This is a genomic window from Cupriavidus sp. H39, assembly GCF_050271075.1.
GTDB classification, from domain to species: domain Bacteria; phylum Pseudomonadota; class Gammaproteobacteria; order Burkholderiales; family Burkholderiaceae; genus Cupriavidus; species Cupriavidus necator_B.
Window position 1 is genome coordinate 834,753 of sequence record NZ_CP189846.1, and the last position, 25,903, is coordinate 860,655.

A 25,903-nucleotide genomic window follows, 5' to 3' on the forward strand; every position below is an offset into this window, starting at 1 on the left:
GCTGCCACCGGCACTCAGTGGATCGGGTGGTGCAGGGCCGGGTCCCGATGCCACAGCAGCTTGGGGCTGACCCCAGGACAGACCGCGAAGTCGGACGAACGCAGCAGCGCAGGGTTCTTGACCGCCACCATGTTGAACCCGTGCGGCGGGCCGTCCAGGTAGATGTTGTCCGCCGGCACCAGTTCGATCGGGCGGCCCTGCATGTCCACGTTCGAATTGAAATCGCGCACGGCATAGACGTGGTAGCCGTAGTTTGACAGCTCGCGCACGATCTCGGCGTTCTGCAAGCCCTGGCTCCAGTCGACATAGTGGCGATGGACTTCGAACACCAGGTTGGGCGCCTCACCGGCCGGGCGCGCCAGTTGCCGTGCGGCGCCGCGGAACACATTCAGCTCGGCGCCCTCGATATCGAGCATGATCAGGCCGAGCTTGTCGATGCCTTGCTGTGCGCAGTATTCGTCCACGGTGATGGTGGCAAAGCTCGACGACTCCGTCCCTGCCTCGCCGGATTCAGCGTGCTCCGCATGGGCGAACGAGTCGTGCCCCACCAGCCGCAGCTGCGAAGTGCTGTCGGACCACAGCCCCAGGCGCCAACTGCGGATATTGCCCACGGCATTGAGTTCGGCATTGCGACGCAGCATGCCGAGCTGGTCGGCATTGGGCTCGAATGCATGGCAAGTGCCGCCGGCCTGCGCCAGGCGGCGCGCCATCAGCACTACCTGGTCGCCGAAGTAGGCGCCGCCCACCACGGCATGGCCGCCCTGCGCGCACAGGCTCAGCAGCAGCTTGGTAGTCTGCGGCTCCCACACATGGTCCGGCTGCTCCGGCGCACTCATCAGGAAGTCGCGCGCGATCTTGGTGCGATACAGGAACTCGAAGACGGTGCCGTCGGCAAGCGTCTTGCGCAGGCGCGTGTCCTCGGTGTGCAGCGCGTCTACGATCGGGCCCGTGATGTCGTCACGCACGCTGCCGGCGTAGTCGCCGAAATCCTGCTCGATGGCCTTGCACAGCGCAATGACCTTGTCCCGGGCGGCGTGGTTGCCGGCCACGGCCTGCAGCGCAGCGGTAAGTTTCTGGAGTTCTTCGGTGCTCATGGTGTCTCGGCGGATAGGATCTGAATAAGTGAAATCAACGCTGCGCCAGTCCGGCCAGCGTCGGAAGCGCGAGATCTTTGGGCGAGATCAGCCGGTGCTCGCAGTCCGGCCAGCCGATGCCGACGTCAGGGTCGTCCCAGCGCAGTCCGCGACTGCTGTCCGGCTGGAAGGCAACGGTCATCTGGTAGTAAACCTCCGAGAGCTCGGTCAGCGTCTGGAAGCCGTGTGCAACCCCCTTCGGGATATAGATGGCGCGCTGCGATTGCGCCGACAGCTCGAACGCCTGCCATTGCAGATAGGTCTCCGAGTCAATGCGCAGGTCGAGGATCACGTCATGGACGGCACCGGTTGTCACGCGCACCAGCTTGTCCTCGGCAGCTGCACCCGCCTGGAAGTGCATGCCCCGCACGATCCCCGCGCGGGTATTGCGCGAGACGCTCTGCTGGACAAAGCGCGCGTCCAGGCCGTGTTGCGCAAAGGCTTGCGTGCAGACGGTACGGGCAAAGAAGCCGCGCTCGTCGTGCATCGGCTCGGGGTCGACCAGCCAGGCGCCGGCGATCCGGGTGGGGGTGAAGATCACGAATGCACCACCGTACCGGGAATCGCCGTGACAAAGCTGCCGCCCCAGGCGCGGATGCCGGACATCTGGTCCATGATCTCGTCGCGCAGATTCCACGGCAGGATCAGCAGATAGTCGGGGCGACGCTCGTTGACGGCCTCGGGCGCCAGCACCGGGATGCGCGTGCCGGGCAGCAGCTTGCCCTGCTTGGCCGGGTTGCGATCGACCACGAAGTCGATGAGGTCGGTGCCCGCGCCGCAGTAGTTGAGCAGGGTATTGCCCTTGGCCGCCGCACCGTAGGCAGCGACGCGCTTGCCCGCCCGCCGCGCTCCGATCAGGAAAGTCAGCAGGTCGTGCTTCACTTGCCGCACGCGCTCGGCAAAGGCCGCATAGGGTGCCGGCGAAGACAGGCCGCTCGCGGCTTCCTCGTCCAGGCACGCCTGCACTGCGGCGGTGGTCTCATGCGCGGCGCCGGCATGGCAGGCATAGAGGCGCAGGCTGCCGCCGTGCGTCGGCAGGTGCGCGATGTCGAACGCGCGCAGCCCGGCGCGCGCCAGCACAGGCAGCAACGCGGTCAGCGAAAGGTATGAGTAGTGCTCGTGGTACAGGGTGTCGAACTGGTTCTGTTCGAGCAGGCGCAGCAGATGCGGAAATTCCAGCGTGATGACGCCCTCTTGCCCGAGCACCACCGGCATGCCGCCCACGAAGTCGTTGATGTCAGGCACGTGTGCCAGCACGTTGTTGCCGAGCAGGAGGTTCACCTGCCAGCCTTCCTCGCGCAGGGCGCGCGCCGTGGCCGTGCCGAAAAAGACTTCGCGGCTGTCGATGCCCTTTGCGCGCGCCGCGGCGGCGGTATTCGAAGACGGTTCTACGCCCAGGCAGGGAACGCCGGCCTGCTGGAAGTACTGCAGGAGATAGCCGTCATTGCTGGCTAGTTCCATGACCTGGCTGGCCTGGTTCAGGCCGAAGCGCCGGGTCATGTCGGCGACATAGCGCCGGGCATGCTCCAGCCACGACGTGGAATACGAGGAGAAGTAGACATAATCCTCGTGGAAATGGGTTTCCGCCGGCGTTTCGTCGCGAAGCTGCACCAGCCAGCAAGCCTGGCAGACCATCGCATGCAAGGGATAGAACATCTCGCCCGACGCGGCATGCTCGGGCCGGATAAAGGCATTCGACACTGGCGACAGGCCAAGGTCGACGAAAGTCTGGGACAGCGTCGCGCCACAGGCGCGGCAAGTGGTGGATGGGGCGGCGGTCATGCGCAGTATTGCTCGATTTGTTGTTCAGTGACGGCCCTGGCGGCGCCAGGCTCCTGCAGCACGGCGCGATACCAGCGTGCAGTCTGCGCCAGAGCCTCTTCCAGCGTCCAGCGCGTCTGCCAGCCGAGCATGGTGCGCGCGAGGGCGGAGTCCAGGTACAGGTTGCGGGCTTCGTGCAGCGCGTGCCCGGGCTGCGCGGGCGGGCATTCCCAGCGCAGTTCCGGCCAGTGCTGCTGCAGCTGTGCCAGGACACTGGCGACGGGCTGGTTGTCGCGCGGCTCGGGCCCGAAGTTGAAGGCGGTGCCAAAGTCCTCCTCCACATCCAGCAGACGGGCGCCCAGGATCAGGTAGCCGTGCAGCGCCTCCAGCACGTGCTGCCATGGCCGCGTGGCGCCGGGATGACGGATCTGCAGCGCCTCGCCGGCGGCCGTCGCACGCGCTGCGTCGGGGATGAGGCGGTCTTCTGACCAGTCGCCGCCGCCGATCACGTTGCCCGCGCGGGCGGTGGCAAGCAGGACGCCGCGTTCGGCCAGAAAGGAGCGACGGTAGCTCGCGGCCACCAGCTCGGCGCCGGCCTTGCTGGCGCTGTAAGGGTCGTGCCCGCCCAGTGGGTCGCTTTCGCGGTAGCCCCAGGCCCACTCCTTGTTGTCATAGCACTTGTCCGTGGTGACGACGATCACCGCGCGTACCGACGGGCAGGCACGCACCGCTTCCAGCAGATGAACGGTGCCCATGACGTTGGTCGACCAGGTATCGGCGGGGTCGCGGTAGCTTGCCCGCACCAGCGGCTGGGCAGCCAGGTGGATAACGAGTTCCGGTTCCGCCCGGCTCATCGCGGCGGCCAGGGCGACTGCATCGCGGACATCGGCAAGGTCGTGGTACCGCAGGCAGGACTGGATGCCGGCAGCCTCGAACAGGCTGGGTGTGGTGGCGGCGGGCAGCGCGTAGCCGCTGACCCTGGCGCCCAGCCGCGCCAGCACCAGCGCAAGCCAGGAGCCCTTGAAGCCGGTGTGGCCGGTGACGAAGACACTGCGCCCGGCATAGGACGGCAAGGTCGTGGCGCCGGGCGTCATCACCAGACCTTCCACGGAGCCTTGCCGGACTGCCACAGATCCTCCAGCAGGTTCTTTTCGCGCAACGTGTCCATGGGCTGCCAGAAACCACGGTGCTCGAAGGCAAGCATATGCCCGCTGCGGGCCAGCTCCCGCATGGGGGCTTCTTCCCAGGCGGTGGAGTCTCCCGGTATCAGGTCGATGACCTCGGGCTGCAGCACGAAGAAGCCGCCGTTGATCCACGCGCCGTCGCCGCGAGGCTTTTCCGTAAAGCCGGCCACCTTGTCGTTGTCGCGCTCCAGCGCCCCGTAGCGGCCGGGCGGCTGCACCGCGGCAACCGTTGCGCGGCGACCGTGGGCGCGGTGAAATGCAATCTCCGCGGTGAGATCGAGATCGGAAACACCGTCCCCGTACGTGAAGCAGAACGGCTCGCCCGGCGTCAGGTACTCGCGCACGCGCTTCAGGCGGCCTCCGGTCATGGAATCCTCGCCCGTGTCCACCAGCGTCACCCGCCAGGGCTCTGCCTTGCGTTGATGGACGGCCATGTGGTTCTCGCGCATGTCGAAGGTCACGTCGGACATATGCAGGAAGTAATTGGCGAAGTACTCCTTGATGACGTATCCCTTGTAGCCAAGGCAGATGATGAAGTCGTTGATGCCATGCGCGGCATACATCTTCATGATGTGCCAGAGGATGGGCTTGCCGCCGATCTCGATCATCGGCTTGGGCCGCAGGTGGGATTCCTCGGAGATGCGGGTACCCAGCCCGCCCGCCAGGATGACGGCCTTCATGCAGCTTCCTCCAGGATCTGGATGCCCAGGATCTCGTGGGTGGTAGGCTTGCCCTGGCCTTCAAGCAGGGCAAGTTCAAGTCCGAACTGCTGGTTCAGGAGCTCGGCGAGCCAGCTCCGGTCATGGCCGCGTTCGGCCATGCGGGCATTGAGCAGCCGGTAGAGGGGCAGGTGATACGGCCGCAGGTTGATGCTTTCCATCAACAGCTCCAGGGCACGGTCGTAGTTGCCCACGCGCTGTTCCATCTCGCCCAGCGCGAAGGCGACCAGCCAGTGCTTGCTCCACTTGGAGGACATGTTCTCCAGCAGGCTGTTCAGCTCGATATGCCGCCCTTCTTCCAGCAGCAGGCTGATGGTCAGCACCAGCTCTTCCATCGAGTGCCATGCGCCCTTGCAGAACACGCCGTCCTGCGTGCGTGGCACCAGGTGGCTCAGATCCCGATGCTGCTGCACCAGCGCCACGGTCTCTGCCTCGAACCAGCGGGTGAAGCCGGCGGCGTCGAAGGCGGCACTCTTCTCGAAGCGGTGGCGCAGGGACAGGCGCAGCGCGTTCAGCTGGGCAACATCGCCAGCAAGCTGCGCGGCAGCCTCGACGTAGCCATCCTCGCTGTCGCAGACCAGGCCGCCCAGCCCGACCGCATGGAGGAAGGGCGCCGACACACGCGTGTGGAATGCCGGGCCCGCGAGCGAGACCACCGGCACGCCCATCCACAGCGTGTCACAGGTGGTAGTGCCGCCGGTCACGGGAGAGGTGTCCAGCGAGATGTCGATGTCGTGGTACGTCAGGTACTGGTTCTGGCCAAGGCGGGGAATGCAGGTAACGCGGGCAGGATCGATGCCCGCCAGCGCCATGCGCTGCAGCAACGGGCCGCGTATGCTGTCCTGGTCCAGTTCGGCTGCTTCGATCAGGAGCCTGCTTTCCGGTACGCGCGCGAGCACCGCGCTCCATAGCCGCAGCGTGCGGTCGGTCAGCTTGCCCAGGTTGTTGCAGGAACCGAAGGTGACGTAGCCATTGGCCAGTGCCGGGGTTTCGCGCACCTGGTACTGCGGCTGATAGGCTCGCAGCGGGTCGAAGACCAGCGGCTGATAGGCGGCGAAGACGCCCGGTGCCCGCAGCAGGTTCTCGGTGTAATGAGGCTCGAAGCCCGCCGGGTCGGCAACGCCGTCCGTGATCCGATGCTGGATGGCCGGCATGCCAGTGCTGCCTGGATATCCCAGCCACGTCATCTGTACCGGTGCCAGGCCATGGACCATGTACTGCAGCGGCGAGGTGCCGGTGTAGCCGCCAAGGTCAATCAGCACATCCAGGCATTCATCGCGCACGGCCTCGACAACGTCCACCGCATTACGGTTGGCGAGCTGGACAAACCGGTCCGTGTACATCTCGATCTTCTGCGTCACGCTGTCGCGAAACGGGTGCAGGCCCAGCGCCACGATCTCGAACCTGGCACGGTCAAGGTTGGCCAGGAAGGGCACCAGGAAGTACGCGCAGGCATGGCGGTACAGGTCGTTGGAGAGCACACCAAGGCGAATCTTCTGTCCCGCCGATGCCGGCTGCCGCGGGCGCGTATCGGGCATGGGGACCGAACCCAGCAGCTTTGCGTAGTCGCTGGCTTCGGCAAGCAGGTCCGCGGCGCCGCTGTCCTCGCCGAACAGCATCATGAACAGCAGGTTGGAGCGGATGCTGTGATTCTCAGGCGCAAGCCGGGCAGCCTTGCGCAGCGTGGCGATGGCCTGCTCGGCGTTGCCGGTGTCCTTCAGGTCGTTGGCATAGTTGGACAGCACCGCCGGATTGTCGGGCGCGAACTCCAGCGCGCGCAGCGACGCCTGCAGGGCTTGTGCGTGCAGGCCAAGGGTGCGCAGCACGATGGCGAGGTTGGCCCAGCCGGCCAGCGACGCCGGATGCAGAGCGACGCAGGCCTCCAACTGGACGCGGGCGTCGTCGGCGCGGCCCAGCTTGAGCAGAATGCGCCCGCACAGGGCCATCAGGTCCGAGTTGTCAGGCGCGGCCGCAAGCCCCTGCAGGACCAGCGTGTGGGCCAGCGCGTTGTGGTGCAACTCAAGGTTGGCAAGCGCCAGCCAGTAGTAGGGCTCGGGCAATTTCGGGCCCTGCTGGCGGGCCTGTTCGGCAAACTGCAGGGTCTCGTCGAGCTGGCCGGCAAAGAAGAAGGTTTCCGCTTGCCTGAGCAAGTGAGGCGTCGTCATTGGCATTGCCGGGGAGGCTTTCGGTTTCATTGGGTCCTGCGCCGGTTGCGGCGCGGCTGCGCTGTGGAATCCGGCGGCTTCGATGCCCAGCAGTTCCGGGAGGGTCGGCACGGGCTGCTGGTCCAGGTAGTCCAGGCGGATGCCGAATTCCTGTTGCAGGAACTCGGCCAGGGCCTGCGCGTCGTGCCCCGATTCCTGCAGCCGGACGCTCAGCATCCGGTATAGCGGCAGGTGGTATTTGCGCAGCGCGGCGGTTTCCATCAGCAATGAGATCGACGCAGCCGTATCGCCGTTGCGGTGCGCAAGCTCAGCCAGCACGCAGGGCACCAGCCAGTGACGGCTCCACTTGGCGGAGATGTTCTCGAGCAGGTTGCGGACCGCAGCATCGTTGCCTTGCGACAGCAGGCTGACAATGCCCAGCATGATGTCTTCCATGCTGTGCCATGCGCCCGCATAAAACACTCCATTGGTGCGGCGCTCAGCGGGCAGATCGAGCGTCCGCTGGCGTCCCACGATCTCTATCAGCTGGGACTCCAGCCAGCCAGCGAATGCGGCGCCGTCCATCGCGGGGCCCTGCTCGAAGCGCTGCCGCAGGCCTAGGCGCAGGGCGTTGAGCCGGCCGGCATCGGCGGCCAGGCTTGCGGCGGCTGCCACATAGTCTTCTTCACTGCCGCAGACCAGGCCATCGAGCCCAGCGGCGTGGAGGAACGGCGCGGAGATCCGCGCGTGATAAGCCTGCCCGGCCAGGGAAACCACCGGCACGCCCATCCAGAGAGCATCGCACGTGGTGGTGCCGCCGGTGAGCGGCGTGGTATCCAGCACGATGTCGATGTCGTTGTAAGTCAGGTACTGCCTGCTGGTCTGCAGCGGCACACAGCTGACCCGGCCCGGATCGATGCCGGCTCGCGCCATGCGGGCCAGCAGGGGCTGCCTGATCGCCTCGCGGTCGAGCTCCCGTGCCTCGACCAGCAGCCGGCTACCCTCGCAGCGGGCCAGCACCGCGCTCCACAGGCGCAGGGTCTTGTCGGTAAGCTTGGCCAGGTTGTTGCAGGACCCGAAGGTGATATGGCCGTTGCGCAGCGCCGGCGTTTCCTGCACGGCGTACTTTGCCTCATAGGCGCCCAGCGGGTTATGTACCAGCGGCGCATAGGCGCAGAACGCGCCGGGCGCGCGCAGCAGCGATTCCGTGTAGTGGGATTCGAAGCCTGCAGGGTCGGAATGCCAGTCGGTGACGCGGTACTGGATGGCATCCAGGCCGGTACTGCCGGGGTAGCCAAGCCAGGTCATCTGCACCGGCGCGAGCCCATGCGCCATGTACTGCAGCGGCGAGGTCCCGGTGTGACCGCCGAGATCGACCAGCACATCCAGTTCTTCATCCCGGATGACCCGCATGATCTCCGTCCGGGACATGCCGGCTAGGGCCACGAACCGGTTGGATTGCGCGCGGATCTTGTCGGTGACCAGGTCGGAGGCGGGATTGAGCGACAGGGCCACGACCTCGACACGGGTGCGGTCGAGGTTGGCGATCAGCGGCAGGATGTAGTAAGCGCAGGCGTGCCGGAGGAGGTCGTTCGAAAGCAGGCCCAGCCGGATCGGACCGCCATCCGCGCGCGTACGGAATGCCTGCGCAGAGCGCGCCGGGCGCGGCGGCGTGGTGAGCCTGGCATAGGCCTTTGCCTCGCGCAGCAGATCCATGGCCGTGGTGTTCTGGTCGAACAACATGCCGAACAGCAAGTTGGTGCGGATGCTGACGTTCTCCGGCGCCAGTGCCGCCGCCTGGCGCATGGCCACGATGGCGGCCTCCATGTCGCCAGTGTCTTTGAGCGCGGAGGCATAGTTGCTGACGGCGGCTGCCTCGCGGGGATCGAGGGCCATTGCCTTCTGCGCGGCGTCGCGCGCGGCGCTGTGCTCACGCAGCTCGGTCAGCACCGCGGCGTAGTTGATCCAGCCGTTGATCAGGGTCGGAGCAATGGCCACACAACGTTCCAGCAAGGCCTTGGCCCCGCTGAGGTCGCCATTGTGCAGGGCCACCACCCCGGCCAGCGCCAGCAGCGGCGCGTGGTCCGGGTCGGCTTGCAGCGCCGCTTCAATGATCTGCGCTGCCTGGCGCGAGTCCTGCATGCCCATGCACGCCGCGGCGCGCCAGTAGCTGATTTCGGTACACCTGCCGTGGGCCTGTTCCAGTTTCGCGGTCAAGTCCAGGGCTTCCTGGTGTCGTCCCCCCGCGCACAGCGCTTGCGCCTGGTCGAGTTTGCGCTGCAGGGTGGTGGCGGTCTGGGTTCGTTTCATCGGTAGGGTGTGCTGGTCCTTCCAGCCGGGATCTGATCGGATAGGTGTCGTCCCGAGCACGCGCGCGACGGCAGTAGCCGGCCCCTGAACGTTAGCAGCGGCCCGATCGGGGCGCGGCCCGAATACAAGGGGAAAAAGGGGCTAATTCCCTCGGCGCGGCATGCGCGCAAGGGATTGGAGGAGGGAGTGACGCGTGGCCGGGCGCTGGCGTCAGGCTGCCGGCGCGCGGCGGTTGGCGCTAGCGCTCAGCGCAGGCCTCGTCCATCTGGTACAGCCAGGCGAGCAGCTCCGCCACGGCCACATAAAGCTGAGGGGGGATGTGGGAATCGAGGTCGACCTGCACGAGGAGGGTCACCAGCGCCGGGGAGTTGTGCACATAGATGCCGTTCTCGCGGGCGCGGGCAATGATGGCATCGGCCACCTCGCCATAGCCCTTGGCCACGATGCGCGGGCTCTGGTCGTGCTGGTCGTCGTAGCGCAGCGCGACGGCGCTGCCGCGCTTGCCGGCGGCCGGGTCCTGGTCAGCCATGCTCATGCCGGTTGGCCCGGGCCCGGCCAGAAGATGCCGTTGACTGTCAGCTGGTGCACGCTCAGGCCGAGCGCGCCCAGGCGCTCCTGCAGTTGCGCGCGGGCGCCATGGAGCTGGTTGACGGATTCCGTCGCTGCCAGCCTGGCGTCCAGGCCGTTGCCGCTAAGCCGTAGCCTGGCTTCCACTTTGCCGAGGTTGGGAAACTCAAGCAGAAGGCGCGTCGACCAGACCGCCGCATCACTGTCGGCTTCACGGCGCGCGTCCGGATGCTCATGCTCGCGCACGATCTGCCAGTCCATCGGGGTGCCGGGCCACGCTTCACCGCTCCAGCGCCATTGCTGGGTGGCCAGTATGTCCAGTTGCTGGCGCACCAGTGCCACAGCATCGGCGTGCACGGGCGCTGCGGGGGTGGGCGCCGCAGGGCCTGGCTGGCGCGCATCTGCCACGGGCCTGGCGCTGTCGCGCTCCGCGGAGCGGCCCCACAGCAGCGCTTCGCGCGCCGTCGGCTCCGTTGGCGCAGACGGCCGGTTCAGGTCCGCCTGGTAGGCGTGGGCGACCTGCTGCGCGAGATGCGCCTGGGCCGAGGTGCTGGCCGGCGCGGTGGAGGCAGGGTTAGAGGAAGGATGGAATCTGGCCGTAGGCTCTTCGACCACCAGGTCTGGCAAGGGTGCGGATGCGGTGGCCTGTGCCAGTTGCGCTGGCGTGGCCAGGGTACGTGCAGGCGTGCCGGAATCGTATGGCAACAACGCGGCGCCTGGGGGCGGGCCCGCCGCAGGCTGGGCAGGGCGCCCCAGCTTGGCCTGGGGTTCGCGTATCAGCGTGTCCAGCGAGCGTGTTCCCTGCAGCCACTGCTGCAGGTGCGATTCATAGAACGCGCCGCTCTGGTCCAGTTGTTGCGCCAGCGCGCTGGCCAGGACCGCCGCCTGGCCGCTCGCGGGCGGCGCAGGCAGCACGGGCGCCGCGCCGCGCATCGGCGCAGCGGGAGTGCTTTCCAGGATATCGAGAATCACGCGCGCGGCCTTGCTGAGCGACTGGCGGATATCTGCCTGCGCGCCAGGCGCTGCCGGCGCCGCGGTGCCCGTTCCGACGCCGCCCGGGCGGCCCTGGGTCACCCTGGCGCCGTCGCTGGCGCCGCCCACCATGTCCGAGACGGCGCCTGCCGGCATCAGCGCGGCAAGCTTGGCAATTGTGATGGCTGACCTGGCGTCATGCGGATCCGCACGCAATGCGTGGGCCGGGTCCAGTGGAGGGGTGATGCCGACCATGCGGTGTGTCAGAGGATCGCGTTGGCCTGGTACGCGTGGTGCAGGCCCTGACGGCGGCGCGAACTGTTGATCAGCTCAGCCAGGCGGGCGAGTTGCGGCATCACCAGGTTGCGTATCGCGGCATCCTGCGACAGGATGGTTTCCAGCATCTGGTAGCGATAGCGGCGCTCTTCGTCGGTGAGCGTGGCGGCATCGTCCTGGAGCGACTTGAGGACATTGACCTCTGCCACATAGCTTGCCTGCAGGGTCGCCAGGCCGTCCCAGTCCTGGCGCTGGGCCGCCTCGCACATCCGCGCGGACAGGCGCAGCAGTGCTTCGTAGCAGGCGATCAGGCGGTTCGATTGTTGCAACATGTCATGCGCCTATCAGTACGGCGTCGCGTGGCAGCGCCGTCTGTGGCTCGGCCTGCGGCTCGCGATCCGGGTCGACCTGGCTCCAGGCCGAGGCCAGGTCGCCAAGCAGCTTGTCGACCTCGGTCAGGCGCGCATCGTCGTTGTTCAGGTTCGCCAGCATTAGCTGCCGCGCCATGTAGTCGTAGAGTGCGTCCAGATTACCGGCCAGTTCTTCGCTGGCGCCGTGGTCCAGTGCGGCGCTCAGGCCGTTCTCGATGATGTCGATCGCCTTGGAGATGGCCAGGCCCTTCTCGGGAATCTGGCCCGCCTCCATGTGGAAGCGCGCTCGTGCAATGGCGGTCCGCGCCCCATCGAACAGCATGGCGATGAGCCGGTGCGGGGACGCGTTCATCGCGGCGGTCTGGAGGCCCACGTTGGAGTAGGCATTGGCGGCATTGCGTGCGTACATGTCGGGCCTTTGATAGAGAATGGGATGCTGCGGCGCTCGGACTTACTTGCTGTTGCTGTTGTTCATCGCGTTGAACTGCTGGGTCAAGTAGCTCTTGGTATTGTTGAACTGCGACATGACCGCATCCAGGCGCTGGAATTGCGCGCGATACTGGGCGATGGTGGCGTCGATCTGGCCCGACATGGTGGTGTAGTCCGCTTTCAGCGACTTGATCTGCAGGTTCAGGCCGTCGGTCGCGCTGGTGAGAACGCCCTTGCTGGCGGTGAATGACTTGGCCAGCGCCGAGATCTGGTTGCCGTAGCCGGACTTGCCGTCGGTGCCGCTGAACAGTTGTGCCACGCCGGTGCGGTTGCTGGTGAGCGCCTTGTCGAGCTTGGCGGTGTCCAGCGTCATCGAGCCATCGGCCTTGAAGCCAATGCCGATCTGCGTAAGGTTGGTCAGGCTGGAAGGACCGGTGCTTTCCTGCGAGGTATTGATGACGCCGCGCAGCTGGTTCTGGATGGAGCGCAGTGCGGTGTCGCCAAGCAGGGCGCCCGCCGTCTGCGTCTCAGGATCGTAGTCAGAGACGCCGGCCGCGGTGGACTGCAGCGTGTTGTAGGCATTGACGAAATTCTGCACGGCGGTGGTCATGGCCGAGGTGTCGGTGGTGACCGCGATATTGCTGGTGCCAGTGGAGAGCAGGTTCAGTGTCAGTCCCTGGGCCGCATCCTTGACCAGATTCGTCTGGCTGGTGATGTTCATGCCATTGACCGTCAGCTGGGCGTTGGCAGGCGTCACCTTCTCGGTCATGGCCTTGGTGCCGGCCGGGTCGTAGGTCAGCAGGCCCGCGATCATGCTGGAGTCGCCCCCGCCATTGGGGCCGACGGTGACGCGCATGCTCGAAGTTTCGCCAGTGGTGTTCGACGTCAGCACCAGGTGATAGGGTGTCGCGCCGCCGTCATTGACGATGCTGGCGGTGACGCCCGCGTTGGCGGCGTTGATGGCATCGCGGATACCGGCCAGGGTATTGTTGGTGCCGTTGATCTTGATCTGCGCCGACGGCTGCGTGCCTTGCGTGAAGACCGCGCCGTTGGTGGTGCCGAAGTCGATATTGATGGTGGCTTCGCCCAGCAGCATGCCGGTGCTGTCCACGATGCCGTCCGACGCCAGCGATTGCGCCTGGGCCAACTGGGTCACGTTGACGGCGTAGTTGCCGGCTGCCGCGGTCTTGTCGGACGTTGTCGTCAGCACATCGGTCTTGCTCGACGTCACCTTGGTGCTGTTGTACAGGCTGGCCGTGCCAAGCGCAGCGGCTGCAGTCTGGAACGAGGCCAGCGCGCCCTGCACCAGGCCGTAGGCCGACAGCTTCGTCGTCACGCCCTTTTGCTTGGCGGTGATGACGTCGAGCTTGGTTTCTTCGGCGGCCTGCAGGTTCGCCAGCAGGGTACTCAGGTCCAATCCGGAACCAACACCAAGGGAAGAGATTGACGATGCCATGATTACTACCTTTATGACGTGAGATCGGAGGAGAGAGCCGCTCAGGCGGTCTGGTGGATCAGCAGGCCCTGGAGCCGGTCGATGGCGCGGGTGATGCGCAGCATCTCCTCGCTGGGGTACTGGCGGATGGTGTCGCCGGAGTTCTTGTCGACCACCGTGGTGACGACGCGGTGCGTCTCGCTGTCGATGGTAAAACGCACTTCCAGCGGCGTCGCCCGCAGCGCCTCGCTCAGGCTGGTGAGCGCGCCCGCCAGTTCCCGGGGCGCCGCGGTCGCGCCGGCTTCGGCTTCGGGGCCGGTTTCAGCGGCATCCTGGGCGCGTGGCGCGCTCGCCGTGGCCAGTTCCGCGGGCTGCGCAGGCACGGCTGCGGTGACGGCAAGCGCAGCCGGGAATGGACTCGTGGTGTTGATCATGGCTCTTGTCTCTGCGACTCAGGGATCGAAAAGTGCAAGCTTCGTTGGAAACGCTTTCAGAGCGGAGACCGCTCTGAAAGCATTCCCGGCTGGAAACAGACCCGAGGGTCCGTTTCCGCCAGGCTGGTGCGAAGCCGGTGCGGATTAACGCAGCAGCGACAGCACGTTTTGCGTGGTCTGGTTGGCCTGGGCCAGGACCGAGGTACCAGCTTGTTGCAGGATCTGGGCGCGCGACATGTTCGACACTTCGGTCGCGTAGTCAGCGTCCTGGATGCGCGAACGCGAAGCCGACAGGTTCGTCACCGCCGAACCCAGGTTCGTGATGGCCGAGTTGAAGCGGTTCTGCACGGCGCCCAGCGAGCTGCGCAGCTGGTCGACGGTGGACAGGGCCTTGTCGATCACGGCCAGGGGGTTGGTCGTGCCCGAGCCGGTGAACGTGGTCGAAGCCGTGGCCGAACCCGCGGTGCTCAGCTGGATCGTGGTCGGGTTCGAGTAGGTCGTGGCGGTCGTGCCACCGTTGGTCAGCGAGGTGTTGGCGTCCAGCTGGTAGTTGTTGCCGCCTTGGGTCACATAGGCCTGGGCAGTGCCGGTGGTGTCGGCGCCGACCTTGACGTATTGGGTCACGTTGCTGCCGGTGGAGTTGCCGTTGGCAACGTCGGCAACGTTGACCGTGGCGGTGTTCAGCGTCACGGCGCCGGTGGTGCTGTTGACCGATGCGGCGTAGTACTCGCTGCCGGACTTGACCACGTATTGCTGGGTGGCTGCGCCGGCGCTGGTCAGCACGTTGTGCAGCGTCAGGTCGCTGGCGTTGACGCCCAGGTTGCCTGCCGCGGTGGTCAGGTTCACGCCGACCGGGGTTGCGCCCGAAGCCGTGGTGACGTTGGTGATGGCGGCGCTGGTGCCCAGGGCGTTCTTGGCCACCGTGAAGCCGGTCATGCCCAGCGTCTTCGCGCTGATTTCCTTCAGGTCGATCGAGATGGTCTGGCCGTCTTGCGCGCCAACCTGCACCTTCAGCGAGGCGGCCGTCGACGACAGCACCTTCACGCCGTTGAAGTCGGTCTGCACCGAGGTGCGGTCGATTTCAGCCATGCGCTGCGTGATTTCGTCCTGGATCGACTTCAGGTCGCTGGTCGAGTTGCTGCCCGTTGCGGCTTGCACGGCCAGGGTACGGATCGCTTGCAGGTTGTTGTTGACTTCGGTCAGCGCGCCTTCGGTGGTCTGCGCCAGCGAGATGCCGTCGTTGGCATTGCGCTGGGCTTGCGACAGGCCGTTGATGTTGGCGGTGAAACGGTTGGCGATCGCCTGGCCGGCTGCATCGTCCTTGGCGCTGTTGATACGCAGGCCCGACGACAGACGCTGGATCGCATTGTTCAGCGACGACTGCGACGCGCTGAGGTTATTCTGCGTCATCAGGGACAGCGTGTTGGTATTGATGACCATCGACATGGTAGGAACTCCTAGACTTTAGATTGGGTTGTGCAATCCGGCTGTTGCCGCAACGTTGGCTGCCTGGCAATGCAGGGCGAGAAGTGCCACCGTTGCAAGGGTTATCGACCGGGCAACAGAAAGGTTTAGAGTGATCTTCCGTAGGATTGCGCCGCGTGGGCAGCGCGCAGGCGGCTTACCGGCGCCTCCGGGTGCGCGGTATATAGAGAGGAACAAAATCCGGCGTGGCCGCCAGGTCCGACGCCACCACCGTCGCCTCCTCCACATCCGCCGGCGTGACCAGGCAGATGGCGCGCTTGTACACCACGGTAGGCTGGATGTCGTCGGGCCGGCGGCCGAGCAGCAGCACGAAATCGTCGGCCGCCAGCACCAGCCCATGCAGCCGGGCGCCGTTGGACAGATGCACGATCACCGGGGTCTGGCTGATGTGGTACGCCGCGAATTGCTGGGGCTGCAGTTGCCGTCGGCTGGGGGGCTTGGGCCGAATTTCCTTCTTCTTCACAACGACTCCGGAAGAGCCCGCAAGGGTTCTGGCGGCTGGTAACGGTCCGTTGGCCGGCGGCTTGGGGTGCGGCACGGCGCTGGCGGCGGGGGAAACATCCGCTCTCGGTAACGGCGACCGGGCTGGCCGCGGCCATAGCGCTAATCGCAGGCCGGATAAAGAGCCTCCGGAATGTTGCGCAATGGCCGGCGGCGGGTGCTGCCAGAAGAGAAGGGGAATACTTCAGGGGCGAGAGTAACAAAGTTTTACAAGCATTGACGGACAGCGCGCCCCCCCAATCTAGAGGTTTTATTCTATTAATATTGTTGCCTATTCATGATGTTTTGGTGTAGGCATTTGCGACGACGCGGTCGAGCAAGGGCGCGCCGTGGGCCGGCGAGGCCAGGCAGGCGTTGGGCTGGCGGCGATTTGCCAGTGTTTGCGAGAACTAGCCTGAAAGTGATTTCAGGGCCAGAAGTGCTAGAAATACTTAAATACCTGCTTGCCGGTAAGGGAATCCCCTGATAAAAGCGGGATTTACACCTCATGTAAGCGCGTTTATATTCATCACAAGAGCTGTTTGGCTCGAGCAGTCCTGGAAAGCCTACGAGCACCCCGCGCGTGGGCTTTTTTTTGCCCGCGTCGTTTGAATCGCGCTCTGCGGCGCAGTGGCCGGCCCTCAAATTCGCTGACCGGCCGTTCGGAATGCCGAGCCACATTTAACGCCACTTTTCGCGTGCCCGATTCACTGAAATGCGGGGGATTCTGCCCCTAATTCCGCTTTACCCTCCGGAAGCGTTCGCTGATCGCCCTTGGTGGGGGGCGGCGCGCATCGTTCGCGGCGGGTCGGGCTTCAACCCGTCTTGGCGTCCGTGCCTCGCGCCACGCGCCGCCGGGCACGCGCGGCTAGGCCGGCACCCAGTGCCCAGCGCAGTGCCGGCGCCAGCACGCGCATGCCGGCCAGTGCCGCAGGGCGCCGGATCGACGGGCCGTCCAGGTCGAGCTGGTGGCGCGCCCAGGACGGCAACAGCGCGATGCCGGCATCGGTCATGATGCTGACCGCGGGCTGCAGCAACGGATTGGCCACCGGCATCTTCCTGACCAGCCGCACCACTTCGCGGGTGCGCTCGCTGGCCATTAGTGCGGGCCGCATGGTGTCAAGGTAGGCGGCCACTTCGGCGCGCGAGCGCGGCACGTCGGCCGCGCCCAGCAACTGCGCGATGCGCGCCACCTCGGCGTAATAGCGGTCCTGCTCGGCAGCGCCCAGCGGGCCGACATAGCGCAGGTAGCCCGCCAGGAAGCTCGAGACCTCGGCCACGTGCACCCAGGTCAGCAGCGCGGGGTCCGAGGCCGCGTAGGGCCGTCCGTCCGGCGCGAAGCCGGACACGCCGGTATGGATGCGCCGCACCCGTTCGATCAGCGCCATGGCATCGGCGCGGCTGCCATAGGTAGTGCCGGCAATGAACTGCGCGGTGCGGCCCAGGCGCCCCTGCATGTCGGTGCGGAAGCTGGAGTGGTCCCACACCCCGGCCAGGGCCAGCGGATGCAGGGTCTGCAGCAGCAACGCGCTGACCCCGCCGGCCAGCATCGCCGGAAAATCCGCATGCACGCGCCAGCAGACCGCTTCCGGGCCGAACAGGCCGGGGTCGCCCGGCGGGTTGTCATAGTCCAGGCTCAGGCCGGAGTTGCTGCGAGTCAGTGCGCGCACGTGCGCACCGGCCTGTGCTCGCAGTCTTGCCGAGAGTTGATGCAGCGGGCCGCGGCGCCGCGGCGTGGCGCCGCCCGGGGCGGGGTCGGTGACGCTGGACAAAGCGGGAATGCCTGCAAGGCAAAGGGTTGGGTCAGGGCCAGCATACCCGCGATGGCGGCAAGCTGCGCGCACCGCCCGCGTGCCGCGGCCGTAAAAAGGGCCGGAGCCCCGTGCGGGGTTCCGGCCTGCCAATCTCCGGCGTATGCCCCTGCGTCAGCACCGCATGTTGCTCACGCACATACCCGGATAGCTGCCTGGTTGTGGGGGTTGGGCTTATTGCTGGCGTTGTCCGCCTTGTCCACCCTGGCCGCTCTGCTGGCCACCCTGTTGCCCACCCTGTCCGCTTTGCTGGCCGCTGCGTTGGCCGCCTTGCTGGCCAGGTTGCGAGCTGCCGCGGTCTTGTTGCTGCTGTTGGTCCTGCATGCGGTCCTTGTCACCCATCTGTCCGCCGCCTTGTTGTCCCGGTTGCTGCTGGCCGCCGCGTTGGCCAGTTTGCGATTGTTCCTGTTGCTTCTGGCCAGATTGCGATTGGCCCGACTGTGATTGACCCGGCTGTTGCTGCTGTCCCATTGCTAGCTCCTTGACGCGGCGAACTGCCGCAGACCTTGCTTCGCAATCGCCATGCCAAGCGCGACAGTGCCGGCGCGCCGCCTGTGCCCAGCCAATGCGCGCGATGCGGCACGCGCGCGCCGCGGCGCTTTTACAACGCGTGGCCCGTTTTACACAGCGGCGGCGTGCTGCGGTGGCCGCGTCCAGGCCGGCCACGGCGGGTACGGAGCTTGCTGAAAAATGCCTTAACCGTGGCGCTGCCTGCCAGCCCGGCAGCGGTGCCCGCTGGACTATCGAGGAGGACGACATGCAATGTTCCCGAACCACCGCGCGCGCACTGCGCAGGGCCTGGCTGGCCGCGGCACTGGCAGCGGCCGCCGGTAGCGCGCTGGCGCTCGACAAGAGCGGACTGATATTCGCCGCGACGGAGAATGCGCCGGTGGCGCCGGTCAACTCGGCGCCGGGCATGCCCGGGCGGCCTGATCCAAATGCCAGCGCAGGATCGGGAGCCGACCAGCCGAAGCAAACCGTGCAGGACAGCGCCATCACCACCCGGATCAAGACCCGGCTGCTCGCCACCAAGGACCTCAAGTCCACCGGCATCCACGTGACCACGCAGCAGGGTGCGGTGGACGTCAGCGGCACGGTGTCCAGCCAGCAGCAGCACGACCTCGCGCTGAAGACGATTCGCAGCGTCGACGGCGTGACGTCGGTGATTGACAACCTGAAAGTATCGGCGCGCTGACAGGGCCCTTGCATAGGGCCGGGCCGCTTCTTGGAAGCGCTTGCCCTTTGCCCCCGGCCCTCTCCCGCATGCGGGAGAGGGCGCAAACCGGCGGATTTTCTCTTCCGGGGCAGCGCTGGGGCCCCGGGGTTACGAGGCTCAGGCGGCGCGCTTGCGTGCGCTGGTGCCGGCGCTCTTGCGCGCGGCTGGCGCGTGCGATTCGCGCTTGGCGGGCGCGCGCTTGGCGCTGGCGGTCTTCGCGCCGCTGGTGCCGCCGCTGCGCTTGGCCGGCGTGGCGCCGGTGCGCTTCGCGGCCGGCTGCTTGCGCGCGGCGGCATGCCGCGCGGGGGTCTTGCGGCGTGCGGGCTCTGCTTCGGCTTCGGTCTCGTCTTCCGGCTTGTCCTTGCCGCGTTGGCCCAGGCTCTGGCGCAGCAGCGCCACCATGTCGATGACCTTGGCGCCCTGGCGCGGGGCTTCTTCCTCTGCCGCGGGCGGCGTCAGCTGGTGGGTCTTGCCGGATTCGATCTTTTCCTCGATGCGCGCCATCAGGTCGTCGCGGTAGGTGTCGCGGTACTGTTCCGGGGCCCATTCCTCGGTCATGTCGTCGACCAGCTTGGTGGCCATCTCGATCTCGCGCGCGTGCGCGCCGGTGGGCTTGCCGCTGGCAGCCTTGGGCAGGCGCAGCTCCGCGATCGGCAGCACCTCGTCGGCGAAGCGCATGGTGTTGAGCACCAGCGCATCGTCGTGCACCAGCATTGCCGCCAGGTGCTGGCGCGCGCGCAGCACCACCAGCGCCAGCGCGGCCTTACCGGTGCGGCGCAGGGTTTCGTGCAGCAGCGCGTAGCCGCGTTCGCCGCGCTTGTCAGGCTCGAGGTAGTACGGGGTGTCGAAGTAGTACGGCGGAATGCTCTCGGCGTCGACAAAGCTGACGATGTCCACGGTCTGCGTGGCTTCGACATTGGCGCGGCGGAAATCTTCCTCATTGAGCAGCACGTACTCGTCCTTGGCGTACTGGTAGCCCTTGACGATATGCTCCTTGTCGACCGGCTTGCCGGTGCTCTTGTTGATGCGCTGGTAGCCCACCGGGGCCATGTCGCGCACGTCTAGCAGGTCCAGGTCCAGCGACTGGCTGCGCGACGCGGGGCGCAAGACGACGGGGATGTTGACGAGGCCGAAGGCAATGGCGCCTTTCCAGATGATGCGGGACACTTGATCGCTCCTTTGCCACGGTCGCCGGCGCGTTGCGGCGGCGGTGGCGGCATGTCGCCCGGAGGCGGGTCTTCCACGGGTTGGGGCGGGCCCGGCGGCGGCTCCGGCGGCGGGACTTCGGGCTCGCGGGGCGGGATGTCGGGATCTGGCGTGGTATGCACGAATAGCTCCTTGTTGAGGGCTCGGGTAACAGCACGGATGCAGGGATCGGCTGGCACAGGCATGGCGCTAGGCTTGCTGCTGCGGATCCAGTTCATCCAGCAGCCGCGTCAGCGCGTCCAGGTCGGCGGGCTTGACCAGGTGCTGGTCGAATCCCGCGGCCAGCGCGCGGCGGCGGTCCTCGGGCTGGCCGAAGCCGGTCAGCGCGACCAGCCTGGCGCCACGCAGCTCAGGCAGCGCGCGCAGCCGGCGCACGGTTTCAAAGCCGTCCATGGCGGGCATGCCGAGGTCCAGCAGCACCACCTCCGGACGCGCAGCGATGGCCCGCGCCAGCGCGCTCGGGCCGTCGGGCGCGGTCACCACCGTGTGCCCCATCGCCTGCAGCGCCATCGTCATCGCCTCCAGGGCGTCGACGTTGTCGTCCACCACCAGGATGCGGCGCGGCACGCTGCGCCGCGTGCCTGCCTTGCCGGAACCGGGATGCCAGTTCTGCCAGGGTTCCACCGGCAGCGTCACGGTGAAGGTGCTGCCCTGGCCGGGGCCGGCGCTGAAGGCGCGGATGGTGCCGCCGTGCAGCTGCACCAGCTTTTGCACCAACGTCAGGCCGATGCCCGGCCCGTCATGCGGGAAAGCGCTGCGCGGGGCTTGCGTGGCGATGTCGCTCTGGTCGCGCTGGTCGGTCGGGGCGCCCGGGTCCGGCGGGGCAAGCGGATCGAACAGTTGCCGCTGCAGCGCTTCCGACAGTCCGGTGCCGTTGTCGCGCACGCGCACCGTGACCTGCCCGCCCGAGACGGCATCCGGAATGGCTTGCGGCGCGCTCTCATCGAAGCCGGCTTCAACCGAGATCATGCCGCCGGCCGGGGTGTACGCGGCCGCGTTCTGCAGCAGGTTGCTGAAGATCTGCGTCAGGCGCACTAGGTCGCCGCGCACCGGCAGCGGCTGTTCGGGCAGCGACAGCCGCAGCGTGTGGCGGTAGCCGTCGAGCACGGGACGCACCGCTTCCACCGCGGTATTGAGCGCGGTACGCAGCTCCACCAGGTCTTGCCGCAGCGTGATGCGGCCCTGGTTGAAGCGGGAGATGTCGAGCAGCTCGTCGACCAGGCGGGTCAGGTGATGCACTTGCCGGCCGATGATGTCGCGCGCGCGAAACATGTCCTCGCGCGTGGGAGCAAGCTGCTGCAGCAGGTCCGCGGCGCTGCGCAGCGGCGCCAGCGGGTTGCGCAGTTCATGCGCCAGCATCGCCAGGAACTGGTCCTTGCGCCGTTCCTCGTCGTGCAGCGCGCGCCCGGCGCGGTTCTGCAGCGTCACGTCCTGGCAGATCCCGGCAATGCGCAGCGGCGGCGTGCCCGCGGCAGCCTGCGCGCCGTCGGTGCCATCGGTGCCATCATCGATGCCGTCCGCACCGCCATGGCTGCGCACGGGGAAGGCGCGCGCGCGGATTTCGCGCGGCTCGCCGCTGGGCAGGGTCAGCGCGAACTCGAGGTCCATGCTGCCGTCGCGCAGCATGCTTTCCACGGCGGCTTCCACGCGCGCGCGGTCGGCCGGCGCCACGCGTTCCAGGCACAGGCGCGGGTCGTCCATCAGCTGCTCGGCGGAGTGCCCGCACACCGTCGCCAGCGATGAACTGGCAAACAGCAGCCGCCGGGTCGCCGGATCCAAGATCCAGACCACGTCGGCCAGCGATTCGGCGAGCTGGCGGAACATGTCCTCATGCTCGTGCAGCGCCCGCGAGGTGCGATGGTAGGCGTCCTCGGCTCCGCGCAGGCGCAGCAGCGCCTGGATGCTCGACAGCAGTTCCTCGGGTTCGGCAGGCTCCACCAGGTAGCCGTCGGCGCCGCAGTTCAGCGCCTCCACCCGCTGCCGCGACTGGGCCAGGCCGGGCGAGGTCAGTAGCACCAGCGTGCGCGCGGTCTGCGGATCCTCCTTCAGCAGGCGGCACACTTCCAGGCCAGTGATATCGGGCAGCTTTGCCGACAGCAGAACCAGCGACGGCGCGTGCTGGCGCACCAGCGACAACGCGGAGTGGCCCGTCACGGCCTCAATCACCGAAAAGCCGCCGCGGTGCAGGATGCGGCTCTTGACGTAGCGCGGTCCTTCGCGATCCTCGACATTCAGGATCAGCGGAGCCCGGTTGGCTTGCGGCTTCATGGCTGCACACCTCGCGCCGCGGCGGCGCGCGCCCGCAAAGACTGGCATGCCGGCGCGCTCCCGCCGTGTAAAAGCGCGCTGGCTATCGTGTGGCGTGTGTAAGAATTACCACGGTGCCGCGCACTGCCTTTGGAAGTTTTGCAATCTCCCATCCCCCAGATCATCGCCATCCCCCTTGTTCATCAACATGGCCGCGGTGCTTTGCACAGACCGTTCGGCTTCGCCGTGGCAAGACGCGTGCCGGGTGGGCAACGTCGCGGGCAACCTGGGCAGGTGGGGAAGTCGCCGGGCGAAGCACGCCGGGATCCGGCCCGGCGTGTTCGGTTAGCGGCGCGCGGCTTCGCCGCTGTGAGCCTCGGCACTAGGTGAGGTTCCGCCTTGCGGGCCAGCGGAGCGGGGCGCTTCGGCTGCCTTCTGCGGGATCTTGCCAGGCTCGGTCGCGGCGCTGGGCGTGGCGCCCTTGCCAAAGCGCGCGGCAATCCGGTCCTGCACCGTGGCGAGCGCTTCGGCCTGCTGTTTGGCCGTTTCGGCTTCCTTGGCTTTCTTGGCCTCGGCTGCCTGCTGCTGCTCGGGCGTCGGCGGTGGCAGCTTGGCGTGCACCGGTGCGGCGGCGCAGGACAGCATGGCGCAGGACACCAGCAGGCGCCGCAGGCCGCGACGGTTGCGCGGGGCCGCGCCGGTGGTGCCGGCGGCGCGGAGATTCGCGAGAATCCTGAGTGGGGGCATGGTCAGTCTCCGTACGGTGTTGCCATCCCGGCGTGATGAGCCAGAGGGATAACGCCAGGACAAGCTCGCCACCAAGGGGCAAGAAATGTGCCGCCGGCCAGGGGCCGCGACAGCCCCGGGGCCGTTGGTTATCCGGCCCGCGCGAGGCGTGCCGCGGCGCGCGTGATGGCCTGGCGGGTGCCGGCGTAGTCCGCCCACGGGTCGGCCGCTTCCAGCGCCTCCAGCCGCGCTTCGACGTTGGCGACGGTCCATTGCGCGGCGCTGGTCAGGGTGTCCAGTTCCTCCCATGCCACGGGAATCGACACGCCCAGGCCGGGCCGCGCGCGCGCCGAGAACGCCGCCACGGTGGTGGCGCCCATGCCGTTGCGCAGGTAATCGATGAAAATCTTGCCGACCCGGTTGCGCGCGCCGCTCTTGGCGACGAAGCGCTGCGGCAGCGTCGCGGCCACATGCAGTACCACGTCGCGCGCGAAATCCTTCAGCTCGTCCCAGCCGGCGCGCGGCGTCACCGGCACCACCACGTGCAAGCCCTTGCCGCCGCTGGTCTTCAGGAAGCTGGCCAGCCCCAGCTCGTCCAGCAGCGCCTTCATCAGCGCGGCCGCTTCCTGCACCTGCGCCCAGGGCACGCCCTCGCCGGGGTCGAGGTCGAAGATGATGCGGTTGGGCCGGTCGATGCTGCGCTTGCTCGCATTCCAGGTGTGGAACTCCACCACATTGAGTTGCGCGGCAGCCACCAGCGCCTCCGCCGAGGCGATTTCCAGCAGCGCGGGATGCCCGGGCCACAGGCCGGGGTCCAGCACGTTGAGGCCGTCCACGCGCAGCGTGTCGCTGTGCCGCTGGAAGAACTGCTCGCCGCCCACGCCCGAGGGCGCGCGCACCATCGCGATCGGGCGCCCGCGCAGGTGCGGCAACATCAGCGCCGCGGCGCGCTCGTAGTAGCGCACCAGTTCGCCCTTGGTCGTGCCCGAGTCGGCATCGATCACGCGCTCGGCGTGGCTGATCGAGACCTTGCCGCCCACCGCCGTGGGGCGTTTGGCCGCAGCGCCGGGCTTCGGCTTCGGCGCCGCCTTGGCTGTGGTTGTCGCGGCCTTGCCCTTGCCGGCAGGTGCCGCCGGCCGCTCCACCGACACTGCGCCGGCGGGCTTGTCGGTGCGCAAGCCATGGAATACGGCGTGGCGCACGCGGCCTTCGCGGGTCCAGCTGCCGAAAGAGACCTCGGCCACCAGCTTCGGCTTGACCCAGTGCCCACGCACGCCGGCCGGCACCGTGTCGAAGGGCGCCGCATCGGCGCGCAATGCATCCAGTTGCGCGCGCAGGTCGTCCAGCGTGCGGGTGTCGAAGCCGGTGCCGACGTTGCCCGCGTAGCGCAGGCGCCCGCCGGTGTCGTGCACGCCCAGCAGCAGCGCGCCGATGCCGGTGCGGCTGCCCTTGGGATCGGTGAAGCCCGCCACCACGAATTCCTGGCGCAAAGTGCATTTGAGCTTGATCCACGTATTGCTGCGCGCGCTGACGTAGCCGGAGTCCACGCGCTTGCCGATCACGCCTTCCAGCTTCATGCGGCACGCCGCATCCAGCATGTCGCCCGCGCTGGCTTCAAAGTCTTCGCTGAACTGCAGGCGCGGCGAGGCGTTGTGCTCGAAGATCCGGCGCAGCAGCGCGCGCCGCTCCACCAGCAGCACCTTGCGCAGGTCATGGCCGGCGAAGTAGGGCAGGTCGAACGCAAAGTACTGGATCGCCTCGACGCGCGAGGTATCGAACGCATTCTGCAAGGCCTGGAAGTCGGTCTCGCCGTGCTTGCCGAGCACCACGATCTCACCGTCCAGCCAGCCGTCGGGCAGGCCGAGCGCGCCGACATCGCGGGCCAGCGCGCGCAGCTTGCTGGTCCAGTCATGGCCTTGCCGGGTGAACAGCCGCACATCCTTGCCGTCGACGCGGGCCAGCAGGCGGTAGCCGTCGAACTTGATCTCGTAGCGCCACGCCTCGGCGTCGGGCGGCGGTTTTTCAACCAGCGTCGCCAGTTGCGGCGCCAGCGCCAGCGGCAATGCCGCGCGCGTTGCGCCGGCGGGTGGCTTCAACGCCCGGATGGCGCTGTGCGCCGCGGGCGCGGCGGTCTGGTTCCCCTTTGCCGTCGCCTTGCCCGCACTGGCCGGCTTTGCCGCGGGCTTGCGCTGGGTGCCGCCCAGCACGCTGTCCGGCAGAGCCTCGACCACGTCGAATTCCGACGCCGGCACCGCGGCGTCGTCGCGTTCCTTGATCAGCAGCCACGCGTCCTGCTCTTTCTGCTGGCTGCCATGCATGCGGACCAGGGTCCAGTGGCCATGCAGCTTCTCGCCGCGCAGCTCGAACTTGAGCTTGCCGCTGCGATAGCCAGCCTCGGGGTCGCCCACCGGCACCCAGGTGCCCCGGTCCCAGACGATCACCGTGCCGGCGCCATAGTGCCCGGCGGGAATTACCCCCTCGAAGCCGGCGTAGTCCATCGGATGGTCTTCGACATGCACCGCCATGCGCTTGTCGGCGGGGTCCAGGCTGGGTCCCTTGGGCACGGCCCAGCTCTTCAGCGTGCCGCCCAGTTCCAGCCGGAAATCGTAGTGCAGCCGCCGCGCCGCATGCTTCTGGATCACGAATGACAACGCCGCGGCGCGCTTGCGCGGCGCGGCGCCGCCGCTGGGTTCGGGCGTGGCGCCGAAATCGCGCATGCGGCGGTATCTGTCGAGTTCCGCCGGCGTGCCCGCGGCCGAGGTCGCACCGCGTGCCGCCGGGCGGGCGCTGGTCGACCGCTTTGCCGCTGTCGTCTTGCCGGCCCCGGTGCTGGCTCTGGCGGTGCGGGTGCCGGGCTTGCCTGCGGTGCTGGCGGCAGGCTTCGCCGTGCCCTTGCCAGCGGCGCGCCGTGCGCGCGAGTCCTGCGGAGTGGTCTTGGCCATGGCGGTCGCCGGTTGCGTGGATGCATCCAGCTTAGGCAGCACATGCGCGCGCTGA

21 protein-coding genes are annotated in these 25,903 nt (G+C 67.5%); 2 read left to right on the top strand and 19 right to left on the bottom strand.

Annotated elements, in window-relative coordinates; genetic code table 11:
- Positions 1-14: 14 nt before the first annotated feature.
- From ACOCMH_RS04320 to ACOCMH_RS04390, 15 genes are all read right to left on the bottom strand, one after another.
- The gene (locus tag ACOCMH_RS04320; RefSeq protein WP_427307940.1) at positions 15-1,094 is read right to left on the bottom strand and encodes an FkbM family methyltransferase; all 1,080 of its coding nucleotides are present in this window, start codon (positions 1,092-1,094) and stop codon (positions 15-17) included.
- A gap of 34 nt (positions 1,095-1,128) precedes the next feature.
- On the bottom strand, positions 1,129-1,674 hold the full coding sequence (rfbC, locus tag ACOCMH_RS04325; RefSeq protein WP_427307941.1) for a dTDP-4-dehydrorhamnose 3,5-epimerase: 546 nt from the start codon (positions 1,672-1,674) through the stop codon (positions 1,129-1,131).
- Positions 1,671-2,915 (bottom strand): methyltransferase domain-containing protein, encoded by a 1,245-nt coding sequence (locus ACOCMH_RS04330; RefSeq protein WP_427307942.1) that lies wholly within the window; start codon positions 2,913-2,915, stop codon positions 1,671-1,673. Before ACOCMH_RS04330 ends, rfbC begins: the two co-directional genes overlap by 4 nt.
- Entirely contained in the window at positions 2,912-3,988 is a 1,077-nt protein-coding gene (gene rfbG / locus ACOCMH_RS04335; RefSeq protein ID WP_427308355.1) for a CDP-glucose 4,6-dehydratase, read from the bottom strand. The genes ACOCMH_RS04330 and rfbG overlap by 4 nt, the downstream gene beginning before the upstream one ends.
- Positions 3,988-4,758 (bottom strand): glucose-1-phosphate cytidylyltransferase, encoded by a 771-nt coding sequence (gene rfbF / locus ACOCMH_RS04340; protein WP_427307943.1) that lies wholly within the window; start codon positions 4,756-4,758, stop codon positions 3,988-3,990. Before rfbF ends, rfbG begins: the two co-directional genes overlap by 1 nt.
- Positions 4,755-9,251 (bottom strand): tetratricopeptide repeat protein, encoded by a 4,497-nt coding sequence (locus tag ACOCMH_RS04345; RefSeq protein WP_427307944.1) that lies wholly within the window; start codon positions 9,249-9,251, stop codon positions 4,755-4,757. The genes rfbF and ACOCMH_RS04345 overlap by 4 nt, the downstream gene beginning before the upstream one ends.
- 238 nt (positions 9,252-9,489) lie before the next feature.
- Entirely contained in the window at positions 9,490-9,780 is a 291-nt protein-coding gene (locus ACOCMH_RS04350) for an EscU/YscU/HrcU family type III secretion system export apparatus switch protein (RefSeq protein WP_427308357.1), read from the bottom strand.
- Positions 9,781-9,782: 2 nt separating this feature from the next.
- Entirely contained in the window at positions 9,783-11,045 is a 1,263-nt protein-coding gene (locus ACOCMH_RS04355) for a flagellar hook-length control protein FliK (RefSeq protein ID WP_427307945.1), read from the bottom strand.
- A gap of 8 nt (positions 11,046-11,053) precedes the next feature.
- Positions 11,054-11,398: a flagellar protein FliT gene (locus ACOCMH_RS04360; RefSeq protein ID WP_427307946.1), complete on the bottom strand. Its 345-nt coding sequence runs from the start codon at positions 11,396-11,398 to the stop codon at positions 11,054-11,056.
- Between the two features lies 1 nt (position 11,399).
- Positions 11,400-11,846 carry a flagellar export chaperone FliS gene (gene fliS / locus ACOCMH_RS04365; protein ID WP_427307947.1) on the bottom strand — a complete coding sequence of 149 codons (447 nt, stop codon included), beginning with the start codon at positions 11,844-11,846 and terminating at the stop codon, positions 11,400-11,402.
- Between the two features lie 42 nt (positions 11,847-11,888).
- Complete coding sequence (gene fliD / locus ACOCMH_RS04370) at positions 11,889-13,283, bottom strand: flagellar filament capping protein FliD (RefSeq protein ID WP_427307948.1); 1,395 nt, start codon at positions 13,281-13,283, stop codon at positions 11,889-11,891.
- Between the two features lie 80 nt (positions 13,284-13,363).
- Positions 13,364-13,735, bottom strand: a complete 372-nt coding sequence (locus tag ACOCMH_RS04375) for a flagellar protein FlaG (RefSeq protein WP_427307949.1) — start codon at positions 13,733-13,735, stop codon at positions 13,364-13,366.
- Positions 13,736-13,879: 144 nt separating this feature from the next.
- Positions 13,880-15,181 carry a flagellin gene (locus tag ACOCMH_RS04380; RefSeq protein WP_427307950.1) on the bottom strand — a complete coding sequence of 434 codons (1,302 nt, stop codon included), beginning with the start codon at positions 15,179-15,181 and terminating at the stop codon, positions 13,880-13,882.
- Positions 15,182-15,356: 175 nt separating this feature from the next.
- Positions 15,357-15,683: an RNA chaperone Hfq gene (locus tag ACOCMH_RS04385; RefSeq protein ID WP_427307951.1), complete on the bottom strand. Its 327-nt coding sequence runs from the start codon at positions 15,681-15,683 to the stop codon at positions 15,357-15,359.
- An 832-nt stretch (positions 15,684-16,515) separates the two neighbouring features.
- Positions 16,516-17,472, bottom strand: coding sequence for an oxygenase MpaB family protein (locus ACOCMH_RS04390; RefSeq protein ID WP_427307952.1), 957 nt, complete (start codon positions 17,470-17,472; stop codon positions 16,516-16,518).
- Between the two features lie 234 nt (positions 17,473-17,706).
- Here ACOCMH_RS04390 and ACOCMH_RS04395 point away from each other — a divergent pair, with 234 nt between their 5' ends.
- Positions 17,707-17,955, top strand: coding sequence for a hypothetical protein (locus tag ACOCMH_RS04395; protein WP_427307953.1), 249 nt, complete (start codon positions 17,707-17,709; stop codon positions 17,953-17,955).
- A 313-nt stretch (positions 17,956-18,268) separates the two neighbouring features.
- The gene (locus tag ACOCMH_RS04400; protein WP_427307954.1) at positions 18,269-18,706 is read left to right on the top strand and encodes a BON domain-containing protein; all 438 of its coding nucleotides are present in this window, start codon (positions 18,269-18,271) and stop codon (positions 18,704-18,706) included.
- Between the two features lie 138 nt (positions 18,707-18,844).
- Here ACOCMH_RS04400 and ACOCMH_RS04405 read toward each other — a convergent pair whose 3' ends face one another.
- The 4 genes from ACOCMH_RS04405 to ligD form a co-directional block, all read right to left on the bottom strand.
- Entirely contained in the window at positions 18,845-19,894 is a 1,050-nt protein-coding gene (locus ACOCMH_RS04405; protein ID WP_427307955.1) for a Ku protein, read from the bottom strand.
- A gap of 228 nt (positions 19,895-20,122) precedes the next feature.
- Positions 20,123-22,201 carry a response regulator gene (locus tag ACOCMH_RS04410; protein WP_427307956.1) on the bottom strand — a complete coding sequence of 693 codons (2,079 nt, stop codon included), beginning with the start codon at positions 22,199-22,201 and terminating at the stop codon, positions 20,123-20,125.
- Positions 22,202-22,525: 324 nt separating this feature from the next.
- A complete protein-coding gene (locus ACOCMH_RS04415; protein ID WP_427307957.1) occupies positions 22,526-22,927 on the bottom strand; it encodes a hypothetical protein in 402 nt (133 codons plus the stop codon).
- A gap of 128 nt (positions 22,928-23,055) precedes the next feature.
- Positions 23,056-25,848: a DNA ligase D gene (ligD, locus tag ACOCMH_RS04420; protein WP_427307958.1), complete on the bottom strand. Its 2,793-nt coding sequence runs from the start codon at positions 25,846-25,848 to the stop codon at positions 23,056-23,058.
- Between the last annotated feature and the right edge of the window lie 55 nt (positions 25,849-25,903).

Bases quoted from the DNA above. Each gene is read 5' to 3' on its own strand.
- ACOCMH_RS04320 (WP_427307940.1), bottom strand. From the start codon at position 1,094: ATGAGCACCGAAGAACTCCAGAAACTTACCGCTGCGCTGCAGGCCGTG.
- ACOCMH_RS04330 (WP_427307942.1), bottom strand. From the start codon at position 2,915: ATGACCGCCGCCCCATCCACCACTTGCCGCGCCTGTGGCGCGACGCTG.
- rfbG (WP_427308355.1), bottom strand. From the start codon at position 3,988: ATGACGCCCGGCGCCACGACCTTGCCGTCCTATGCCGGGCGCAGTGTC.
- rfbF (WP_427307943.1), bottom strand. From the start codon at position 4,758: ATGAAGGCCGTCATCCTGGCGGGCGGGCTGGGTACCCGCATCTCCGAG.
- ACOCMH_RS04345 (WP_427307944.1), bottom strand. From the start codon at position 9,251: ATGAAACGAACCCAGACCGCCACCACCCTGCAGCGCAAACTCGACCAG.
- ACOCMH_RS04350 (WP_427308357.1), bottom strand. From the start codon at position 9,780: ATGGCTGACCAGGACCCGGCCGCCGGCAAGCGCGGCAGCGCCGTCGCG.
- ACOCMH_RS04355 (WP_427307945.1), bottom strand. From the start codon at position 11,045: ATGGTCGGCATCACCCCTCCACTGGACCCGGCCCACGCATTGCGTGCG.
- ACOCMH_RS04360 (WP_427307946.1), bottom strand. From the start codon at position 11,398: ATGTTGCAACAATCGAACCGCCTGATCGCCTGCTACGAAGCACTGCTG.
- fliS (WP_427307947.1), bottom strand. From the start codon at position 11,846: ATGTACGCACGCAATGCCGCCAATGCCTACTCCAACGTGGGCCTCCAG.
- ACOCMH_RS04375 (WP_427307949.1), bottom strand. From the start codon at position 13,735: ATGATCAACACCACGAGTCCATTCCCGGCTGCGCTTGCCGTCACCGCA.
- ACOCMH_RS04380 (WP_427307950.1), bottom strand. From the start codon at position 15,181: ATGTCGATGGTCATCAATACCAACACGCTGTCCCTGATGACGCAGAAT.
- ACOCMH_RS04400 (WP_427307954.1), top strand. From the start codon at position 18,269: ATGCAATGTTCCCGAACCACCGCGCGCGCACTGCGCAGGGCCTGGCTG.
- ACOCMH_RS04410 (WP_427307956.1), bottom strand. From the start codon at position 22,201: ATGAAGCCGCAAGCCAACCGGGCTCCGCTGATCCTGAATGTCGAGGAT.
- ACOCMH_RS04415 (WP_427307957.1), bottom strand. From the start codon at position 22,927: ATGCCCCCACTCAGGATTCTCGCGAATCTCCGCGCCGCCGGCACCACC.
- ligD (WP_427307958.1), bottom strand. From the start codon at position 25,848: ATGGCCAAGACCACTCCGCAGGACTCGCGCGCACGGCGCGCCGCTGGC.